We start from the raw sequence: 9,238 nt of genomic DNA, 5'->3' as shown, positions 1-9,238 counted from the left end.
CCGCGTAATCCGCTCATAATCCGAATTCCCCCTGGGCGCCGGCAAGGAATACGGCCTCCGGCTCGGCCAGATGATGCGCAATCTTAATCTCTTGTATCTTCTTGTCCGGATGGGCCAGCACGTCAAACACGATATCCTGCAGGTATGCAGCAAAACGATCGATTGTGTCACGCTGAAACAGACGGGTGCTGTATTCGAACTTGAACGCCAGCCGGTCTCCGTCCTCTTCCGCGATAAGCGACAAGTCGAAATGGGACGCGTCGTGAATGAACGGGAATGGCTTCAGTATCAAGCCAGGAATGCTCATCTCCGGATTCTGCATGTTCTGCAAGGCGAACACGACATCAAAAATCGGATTGCGCCCCAGTTCGCGTTCCCTTCCCGCCTGCTGCACCATTTCCTCGAATTGGAAATCCTGATGAGCGAAGGCGTCCAGTGTCGTCGATCGCACGGCTTGAAGCAGATTGCGGAAGCTCATCTCTTCCTGCAGCCGGTTGCGCAGCGGAAGCATGTTGACGAACTTGCCGACAATAAGCTGCAGCGCTTGCTGCTTGCGGCCGACTACCGGCGTCCCGACCACGATGTCGTCCTGCCCGCACACTTTGGCCAGCAGCAGGTTGAAGATGGCGAGCAAGGCCATGAACAACGTCACGTCTTCCTTCAGGCAGAGCGACTTCAAGCCTTGGGTCCGCTCTGCATCCAGCTCGAACGGAACGAGGCTGCCGGCGAAGCTTCTCGTGTCCGGACGAGGATAGTCCGTGCGCAACGACAGCCGCGGAGCGTCCTTCAGCCGCTCCAACCAGAACGCCCCCTGCCGTTTCATCTCGTCCGTGTCCATCATCCGGTTTTGCCATTCGGAAAAATCTTTGTATTGCAGCGGCAGCTCTGGCAATTCCCGTCCGGCATACAGGGCCAGGAAGTCGTTGACGAAAATATCCTGCGACAAGCCATCGGAGACGATATGGTGCAGATCGACCATCAACACGTGCCGCTCTTCCCCGAGCTTGATCAGTCCGGCGCGCATCAGCGGCGCCCGGGTCAAGTCAAAGGAACGCACGAATGTCGCCACTGCGGCACGAATTCGGTCATCCATCTTCTCCTCGCCGTCAAGGCTGTCGAGCGGCGTGACGGCGGCGCTGTAGTCCTCGTATTCCAGCTCGATCGCGACGGCTTCGTTAATTTTCTGCATCGGCTTGCCGTTAACGAGTTCGAACGATGTGCGCAGGCTTTCATGGCGCTCGACCAGCCGCCGCAGCGCCGCTTCCAAGCGGGTCCGGTCCAGCCGTCCTTCCAAGACGCCCGCGACGATTTCGTTATATCCCGTATGCCCCTGCTCCATCTGCTGAATCAAATAGAGACGCTTCTGCGCCGAGGACAGCTCGTAATAGTCCTTCGCCTCGGCCGATTCGATGTCGTGATAAGCGCTCCGTTCCGCCCCGTCGATATAAGCGGACAACTGCTGAATCGTTGGCATATTGAAAAAAACGGGCAGGCCGATCTCGACACTCAGCTCTTTGTGAATCGCGGAGACGACCGTAATCGCTTTGAGCGAGTCGCCGCCCAGCTCGAAAAAGTCGTCCTGCACGCCGATCCGGTCGATGCGGAAAAACTGCTCCCACATTCCGCACAGCTTCCGCTCCGTCTCCGTGGCAGGAGCCACATATTCGCCGGACAGCGCCGGCCGGGAGTAATAGGAACCCTCTCCGTGTCGGAATGCTTCCGGTTCCTCTTGCTGCCCCTCCCGTCTTACCCACTTGTCGATCCGCGCGCCCAGATCGCCGGTCGAGATGACGATCTGGCTCATGTCCCGCACAGACAGCAAGCGCCGCAGCAGCTCGACTCCCTCGGCGGGCGCAATGAGCAGCTCGGAAATCGAAGCGCCCGCTTGCCCGCGAATCGTCTGATCCGCCTCCAGCTGCCAGCCGTCCCAGTTGACGCTCGTCCACGGAATGCGCTGGCGGCGGTTGCGATCATGTACAAAGGCGTCCATGAAATGGTTCGCCGCCGCGTAGGCCGAAAAGCCCAAGCCGCCCAGCATCGGAGAAAGCGATGATGCGAGCAGGCAGAAATCCAGCTCCTTGCCTGCCAGCACCTGCTCCAGGACGAGCAGGCCATACATTTTCGCCCGGAAATGCTGCTCGCATAACAGTTCGTCCGTCTCCTCCAGCATCCGGAAGGCGGCATCCCCCGTCATCCCGGCCGCGTGAATGACCCCGTTCAATGGGCCGAACGCCGCTTCAGCCTGCCGGATGACCGTCTCCATTTGTCCTTGATCGGCTGCGTCCGCGGACAGCACGAGTACTTCCGCCCCCTGGGCTTCGAGCTGGCGCAGCTTGCCAATCTGGACGCTGACGGCATCTTCCTTCCCATGGACAGACAGCCATGTATCCCACTCCGCGCGGGGCGGGAACAGGGAACGGCTGGTGAGCGCCAGCTTCGCCTGTACGCTTCTGGCCAGATAACCGCCAAGCGTGTGGCCAATATATCCTAGCCCGCCCGTAATCAAATAGACTCCGCCTTGACGCGGCCCCTGCGTCTGAGCCTCGGGCTCGCTTATTGTGAACGGCTCATAGTCGAGCACCCACCGCGCGTTATCGCGATAGGCTACCGCCAACTCGGTTCCGGCAGCCCCGAATTCGTCCAGCAGGCGCCCAACAAGCCTGTCCCGCTGCCAGCTCCCCGCTTCCGGCAAGACGATATCGATGCTGCGGCACTGAATATGCGGAAGCTCCTGCGGAATCACCCGGCACGGGCCGAGCACCGTCGCCTTCTCCGGATACAGGACGGGCTCGCCGGCGATAGCATGCATGCTGTCGGTTACGACCCACATGCGCATTTCTTCCCGGGCCTGCTGCTGTTTCAATGCTTTGGCCGTGTACAGCACACTGTAGAACCCGAGATCCTGCGCGGTCCGTATCCACTGCTGGTCCGATCTGGACGGAGCGGATACGCCCCAGGCATGCAGCATTCGGTTCGGCAGCCGCCCGTCTGCTTGCAATTCCGAGAACAGCTTCGCGTAATGCCGCTCGTTCCGCGGGTGAACCGTATACTGCATCGTCCCTTCTTGCTCAAACCTCTCTCCTGCCCGTACGGTAACGACTTGGGCTCCTCGTTCGGAGAGATGCTTGACAAGGTCTGCGGCCAATCCTGCGCCGTCGGCGAAGACAAGCCAATTCCCCGCAGTGTCTTCCTTCCAGCTTGCGGCGGCGTCTCCCTTCCGGCTTGCGGCGGTTGGAGATTTCTTCCATGTCGGCACATAGAACCAATCGGACATGTCGGTCTGCTTGCCCATCTGTCCGCTTGCTGGCCGTCCCTTGCTCCGGGCCGTTCCCGGCGCCGCCAGCGCGCCTCCGGAGGCTTGAGGCCAATAGCGCTCCCGGGCGAACGGATAGGACGGCAAGGAGATAATGGCGCGGACTTCCCCATGGAACGCTTGCCAATCGATGGACTGGCCATGCAGCCACAGCCTGCCGATCCGGTTGACCAGCAAGGCGCTGTCCGATCCGCCGCGCTGGGCCGGACGCACAAGGTTGAGAGCCTGTTGTTCGCGGCCGCTGCCGAGATGCCGGCGCGCGAGCAGCGTTAAGTCGTGGCCGGGACCGATCTCGACGAACAGTCTGCGCGGCTCTTGAACCAGCAGCGCCATGCCGTCGGCAAAGCGGACCGTATCCGTCAAGTGCCGAATCCAATAATCCGGGTCAGCCGCTTCTTCCGCGGTGATCCAGGTGCCCGTGGTCGTGGAGACATACGGTAGGGCAGGAGGACGCAGGCGCACTTGGCGCATGGCGGCGGCGAACGGTTCCTTCACCGCGTGCAGCAGCGAAGAATGTCCTGCCGTCGCTACCGGCAATCTCATGCACATGATTTTCTCCGCCTTCATTCTGTGCTCGAACGCGGCGATCTCTTCCTCCGTGCCCGACACAATGCACGACGGTCCGTTCACGACGGCCAGCGAGAGGCTGCCGTCAAGACGGAGCCTTACCTCCTGCTCGGGCAATGGCACGCTGAGCATCGCACCCGCCGGCACCTGCTGCATCAGCTCCCCGCGCAAGATGATGAGCCGCATTGCATCTTCGAGCGACATGACATCCGCGAGGCAGGCGGCTGTGAACTCGCCGAAGCTGTAGCCGATCATCGCTTCCGGCTTCACTCCCCACGCCATGACAAGCCGCGCCAGCGCATATTCAAACATGAACATCACCGGCTGGATATGCTTCGTCTGATTCAGTTGCAGGGCTGCCGCTTCCGCATCCCCGGACGGGTACAGTATTTCCTTCATATCGCGGCCGGCAATGTCCCGGTACAGACGGAAGCAGCGATCCATTTCTGCGCGGAACACCGGCTCGTCCCGGTATAAGTCCGCTCCCATATTGACGTATTGCGAGCCTTGCCCGGAGAACATGAACACGACTGGACTGCCCCCATCGTCCGCGGCGAAGGTGACTACTTTCCGTTCATCGAAGCTGTTCCTGCCTTCAACTGGCGTCAACGCCTCAATCGCTTCCCCGATCGTGTCGCAGGACAGGATGCGCCGATACTTGAAATGCCTGCGGCCGCTCTGCAGCGTGTACGCGACATCCGCGAGACAGAGCTCGCGGCGCTCGTCAAGATAGGCGCCCAGGTTGGCCGTCATCGCATCCAGCGCAGCCGGCGTCCGGGCCGACAGCGCCAGCAGTTGGCTCGACCGCCCATCTCCTCCCGCTTCGCGCGTGGGAGCTTCCTCCAGAATGACGTGGGCATTCGTCCCGCCGATGCCGAAGGAGCTCACCCCGGCCCGCAGCGGCCCCGCGTCGTTCCGCCATTCGGCGAGCGCCGTATTCACGACGAACGGGCTGTTGGCGAAATCGATGTTCGGATTCGGCGTCTCAAAATGAAGGCTCTGCGGAATCCGCTTATGATGAAGCGCCAACGCCGTCTTCATCAAGCCGGCTACGCCCGCCGCGGCGTCCAGATGGCCGATGTTCGTTTTGACGGAGCCAATGCGGCAAAAGCCGGTTCTATCCGTCTGGAATGCCTTCGTCAGCGCTTCGATCTCGATCGGATCGCCCAGCGGCGTTCCCGATCCGTGCGCCTCCACGTACGTGATGCTATCCGACGGGACTTGCGCCGCTGCCAGCGCTCTCTTAATGACGTCCATCTGGCCCTCGACGCTCGGCGCCGTATAACCGACCTTGCGGCTGCCGTCATTGTTGATGGCCGATCCCTTGATGACCGCATAGATCCGGTCTCCGTCCTTCTTCGCGGCCTCCAGCGGCTTGAGCGCGACGAAGCCGACGCCGTCTCCGCCTATCGTCCCTTTCGCTTGGGCGTCGAAGGAGCGGCAGTGCCCATCCGGCGACTTCACCATGCCTTCCTGATACAGGTATCCCGATTTATGAGGAAGCACGATGGATGCGCCGCCGGCCAGGGCCAGATCGCAATCGCCGCTCAGGATGGACTGGCACGCCACATGGACGGCCACCAGCGAGGTGGAGCAAGCCGTTTGCAAGCTGATCGCGGGCCCTCTCAAATTCAGCTTGTGGGAAATACGGGTGCTGACGGTATAGGTATCGTTCAGCGAATCCACCTCGAACATGTCCGACAAATTCCCGTGCAATCGCTCGGACAACTGCGACAACCAATGGAAGTTGTTCGTCACGCCGGCAAACAGTCCGATCGACCCGCCATAGCGTTCCGGATCGCAGCCCGCATCCTCCAGGGCATGCCAAGCGCATTCATGCAGCAGCCGGACCTGCGGATCCATAATGGCGGCCTGATCGGGAGTATAGCCGAAGAAGGCCGGATCGAAGTGATCCATCTCATCCAGCACGCCCTTCGCCTTGACGAATTCCGGCCGCTGCAAAAGATCGCGGTCAAAGCCGTACTCGGCCAGCTCGTCATCCGTAAAAAACGAGATCGACTCCTGTCCCTGCTGCAGGTTGCTCCAGAATTCGGCGATGCTGCGCGCGCCGGGAAATCTGCCGGCCATCCCGATGACCGCGATGTCGCGGCTGCCTTCATTCCCTGGCCTTGCCGAACCGGCGGCAGCTTGGGAATGCGGCTCATCCTCACGGCTTGCCGCTGCCTGCTCGCTGGCCCGGCCCCGTGTCCCGTCCGCTTCCCCCGCCAAATGGGCCGCCAACTCATGCACGGTCGGGTATTGGAACAGCGTGACGATAGGCACTTCACGCTTCAACTGCCTTTGCAGCTTGCTCTGGAGCTGAATCAGATTGATGGAGTTGCCTCCGACTTCAAAGTATTTATCGTGGATGCTTACGCTCTCCAGCTCAAGCACGGCCTGCCACGCTTCCGCAATGAGCCGTTCCAGCTCTGTCCGCGGCAATGCCGCATCCCGGGCGGAACGGACGCGCTCCGCAGGCGCGGGCAGGGCCTTGCGGTCAAGCTTCCCGTTCGGCGTAAGCGGAATGTGCTCCAGCGGAACGACATGGGACGGGATCATGTAATCCGGCAATGTGGCGGCCAGATAATCCCGCAGCTCGGACACCGGAGCCTGCCCGGAAGCAACCACGTACGCGCATAATTCGGTGTGGCCGCCCCGCTGCAGCGCCGTTACCGCCGCTTCCTGAACCGATGGATGCCGGAGGAGCATCGTCTCGATTTCACCGATCTCGATGCGGTGGCCGCGAATCTTGACCTGCTGATCGATCCGTCCCATATATTCAAGGCTTCCGTCCTCCTGCCAACAGGCCATATCCCCCGTCCGGTACATGACGCCCCCGGGACAATACGGATCGGGAACGAATTTCTCCGATGTCAGCTCAGGCTGGTTCAAGTAGCCGAGCGCCACCCCGTCCCCGCCCACGAGCAGTTCGCCGGGAACGCCTATCGGCAGCAGGTTATCGTGGCGGTCCACAATATAGGCCGTGGAGTTGCTAATCGGCGGGCCAATCGGAATATGCTCGGCATACTCGCGATCGATGCGGAAGCAGGTCGAAATGACCGTATTCTCGGTCGGACCGTACGCGTTCCACATCGCGAGCCCCGGGCATGCCTGCCGGACCGCTTCGATGTGCTTCGGCGACAAGACATCGCCGCCGACAATAAGATGCCGCAAGCCGGCGAACATCTGCGGCCGCTGCTGCGCCAGCTGGTTGAAGAGCGCCGGCGTCAGCAGGGCGACCGAAATGTTCCGCGACCGCAAAAAGGCATCCAGTCTGCTGCTGTCAAGCAGTGTATGCTTATCCGCAATGTGCAGGCTTCCCCCATTCAGCAGTGCCCCGAATACCTCGAACGTGAGAGCGTCGAAGCCGATGGCCCCTGCCTGAAGCATGCAGTCGCCCGCCTCCACCTGCACGTAATTCGTATTGCGGACCAGCCGCACGACATTGCGGTGGCCGACCGCCACGCCCTTGGGCGTACCGGTCGACCCTGAGGTGTACATCACATAGGCCGGGTGCTCCGGCCCGTTCACCGATGGCATGTCGGTTGCTTCGCCGCAACCAAGCAGCGCTTCGTTCAACACCCATACCTTCGTCTGTTCCGGCACAAGCGGCTCAAGACCGGCCGAAGCCAGTACTGTGCCTACTTTCCCGTCTTGCAGCATATAGGCGATCCGTTCAGCCGGATGAGCAGAGTCAAGCGGTAAATAGACGCCACCCGCTTTGAGAATCCCGAAAATGCCGGCGATCATGTCGATGGAGCGATTCGCCATCAACCCGACAACTTGGCCGCGTTCCACTCCATCCGCCCGCAGCGCGCGGGCAATCCGGTTGGCTTGCTCATTGAGCTCCCGGTAGGTGCAGGATCTCTGTTCATCCGTGACGGCCGTGCCTTCAGGCGCTAGCCGGACCTGTTCCTCGAACAATTCGTGAATGGTCTTCTCACGGGGATAGCTGGCGGTTGTCAGATTGAAATGCCGAATTTGTTCCCGCTCTTCCGCGGTAAGGATGCCGATATCCTGCAGTCTCGTCTCGTGGTAGGCCGTAACTTGGGTAGAGGTTTGAATGATTTGCTCGATGATGTAGAGGTAATGACAAGCCAGCTTGGCCACTGTGTCGGATCGATGCGCCTGCTCGTTATAAGCGAACGTCATCTCCAATTCCTCGGCCGCCGTAATGCGGACTGTCAGATCGAACTCGGTTTCTTCTTCAATATGATGGGAAGCAATCGCAAGCGGCCCCTCGGCGCTGGTAACCGCCTTATCCAAAGGATAGTTCTCCACCACCAACAGCGAATCGAACGGGACGCCTTCCGTCCGCATCCCGCCGTATCCCTTAATGTCCGTCAAGGAAGTGCCCGCATGCTCCTCATGCGCTTGAATGGAACGATTCACATCGGCGAGGAGATCGGGCAGGCCATGTTCGGGACCGGCCTTCAGGCGGAGCGGCAGCGTGTTGATGAACAAGCCGGCCATATCCTCCATTCCGGAAATGCTTGTGTTGCGCCCGGATACGGTAACCCCGAACAATACGTCATCACTATTCGTATAATGCTGGAGCAAAATGCCCCAGGCGGTATAGAAAAGCGCCGCTTGCGTCACTTGCGCTGTCCGCGCAAACCGGTGCAGGTCCGCAACATAAGTCCCGCTTCGCTTTTCCGTATGCACGGCGATAGACGCCTTTTCCGGGCTGGCTCCGCCTCTGGATACCGGAATCGGCTTGGCCTCCAGCTCATGCAGATACCGGCTCCAATAGCTCGCTTGCTTCTTCTTGTCCTGCTGCTGCAGCAAGGCGACGAACTGCTTGAACGGCGGCTTGCGCCGCAGCTCCGGCTTCATCCCTTGCGCCAGCATGCGATAGGCGCCCAGCCATTCCTTCAACAGAATGCCGGTGCTCCATCCGTCCAATAAAATATGGTGGAAGCTGATGAGCAGCGTATGATTCCGTCCAGTCTGCTTGCATAGCGTCAGCCGGAACGGCACCTGATCCAGCTTGAACTTCTCCTGTCTGTCGGCGGCAATCCGCGCCGCGATCTGGCGCGCCCGGGCCTCCTCGTCCAGTTCGGAATAGTTCTCGTAACGAATGACGGGCCGATGCTGCTTCAGCACAATTTGAACGGGCTGGTTCACCTCTTCCCACCGGAACAAGGTACGCAGCGCCTCGTTCGCCTGAACGACGCATGACCACGATTGCTCGAACAACGAGGTGTCGATGTCACCGCTGATGCCCAATTCAATCAGCTCTACATACTGCGTCGTATCCGGATCCTTCAAATATTGGAGCAGCATGCCTGACTGCATCGGGGTTAAGGCCAAAATATCTTCAACATTGCTTTTGTCCAGTTTTTGCGGCTCCTGCAC

Annotated in this window: 1 protein-coding gene; it reads right to left on the bottom strand. The window is 60.4% G+C overall.

Annotated elements, in window-relative coordinates:
* Positions 1-13 precede the first annotated feature (13 nt).
* Entirely contained in the window at positions 14-9,238 is a 9,225-nt protein-coding gene (locus FLT43_RS26945) for a hybrid non-ribosomal peptide synthetase/type I polyketide synthase (protein ID WP_087442972.1), read from the bottom strand.

The organism is Paenibacillus thiaminolyticus, assembly GCF_007066085.1.
Classification (GTDB): Bacteria; Bacillota; Bacilli; order Paenibacillales; family Paenibacillaceae; genus Paenibacillus_B; species Paenibacillus_B thiaminolyticus.
Note: the sequence above shows the minus strand (reverse complement) of the source record. Positions and strands in the feature narration are given on the sequence as shown.